The sequence below is a fragment of the Streptomyces sp. NPDC002324 genome, from assembly GCF_053593335.1.
This window is the reverse complement of record NZ_JBSFCF010000086.1, coordinates 1-1,443: the sequence shown is the minus strand read 5'-3', so window position 1 is coordinate 1,443 and position 1,443 is coordinate 1. Positions and strand designations below refer to the sequence as shown.

Below are 1,443 nucleotides of genomic sequence, written 5' to 3'. Positions count from 1 at the left end.
GGGCTGAGACCTGATGCCGAGCCGATTGTGGTGAAGTGGATGATCCTATGCTGTCGAGAAAAGCCTCTAGCGAGTTTCATGGCGGCCCGTACCCTAAACCGACTCAGGTGGTCTGGTAGAGAATACCGAGGCGTTCGGGTGAACTATGGTTAAGGAACTCGGCAAAATGCCCCCGTAACTTCGGGAGAAGGGGGGCCATCACCGGTGATAGCACTTGCTGCTTGAGCTGGGGGTGGCCGCAGAGACCAGCGAGAAGCGACTGTTTACTAAAAACACAGGTCCGTGCGAAGCCGTAAGGCGATGTATACGGACTGACGCCTGCCCGGTGCTGGAACGTTAAGGGGACCGGTTAGTCACATTTCGGTGTGGCGAAGCTGAGAACTTAAGCGCCAGTAAACGGCGGTGGTAACTATAACCATCCTAAGGTAGCGAAATTCCTTGTCGGGTAAGTTCCGACCTGCACGAATGGCGTAACGACTTCTCGACTGTCTCAACCATAGGCCCGGTGAAATTGCACTACGAGTAAAGATGCTCGTTTCGCGCAGCAGGACGGAAAGACCCCGGGACCTTTACTACAGTTTGATATTGGTGTTCGGTTCGGCTTGTGTAGGATAGCTGGGAGACTTTGAAGCTCGGACGCCAGTTCGGGTGGAGTCGTCGTTGAAATACCAGTCTGGTCGTGCTGGATGTCTAACCTGGGTCCGTGATCCGGATCAGGGACAGTGTCTGATGGGTAGTTTAACTGGGGCGGTTGCCTCCCAAAGGGTAACGGAGGCGCCCAAAGGTTCCCTCAGCCTGGTTGGCAATCAGGTGGTGAGTGTAAGTGCACAAGGGAGCTTGACTGTGAGACCGACGGGTCGAGCAGGGACGAAAGTCGGGACTAGTGATCCGGCGGTGGCTTGTGGAAGCGCCGTCGCTCAACGGATAAAAGGTACCCCGGGGATAACAGGCTGATCTTCCCCAAGAGTCCATATCGACGGGATGGTTTGGCACCTCGATGTCGGCTCGTCGCATCCTGGGGCTGGAGTCGGTCCCAAGGGTTGGGCTGTTCGCCCATTAAAGCGGTACGCGAGCTGGGTTTAGAACGTCGTGAGACAGTTCGGTCCCTATCCGCTGCGCGCGCAGGAATATTGAGAAGGGCTGTCCCTAGTACGAGAGGACCGGGACGGACGAACCTCTGGTGTGCCAGTTGTTCTGCCAAGGGCATGGCTGGTTGGCTACGTTCGGGAGGGATAACCGCTGAAAGCATCTAAGCGGGAAGCCTGCTTCGAGATGAGTATTCCCACCCACTTGATGGGGTAAGGCTCCCAGTAGACGACTGGGTTGATAGGCCAGATATGGAAGCCTGGTAACGGGTGGAGTTGACTGGTACTAATAGGCCGAGGGCTTGTCCTCAGTTGCTCGCGTCCACTGTGTTGGTTCTGAAACCACGAACAACCCCAT

Annotated in this window: 1 rRNA gene (only partly in view); it reads left to right on the top strand. The window is 56.1% G+C overall.

The window, feature by feature from the left end:
• Window positions 1–1,395: ribosomal RNA gene (locus ACWCRJ_RS44395) — 23S ribosomal RNA — on the top strand; it begins 1,377 nt to the left of the window's first position.
• Window positions 1,396–1,443: the final 48 nt, after the last annotated feature.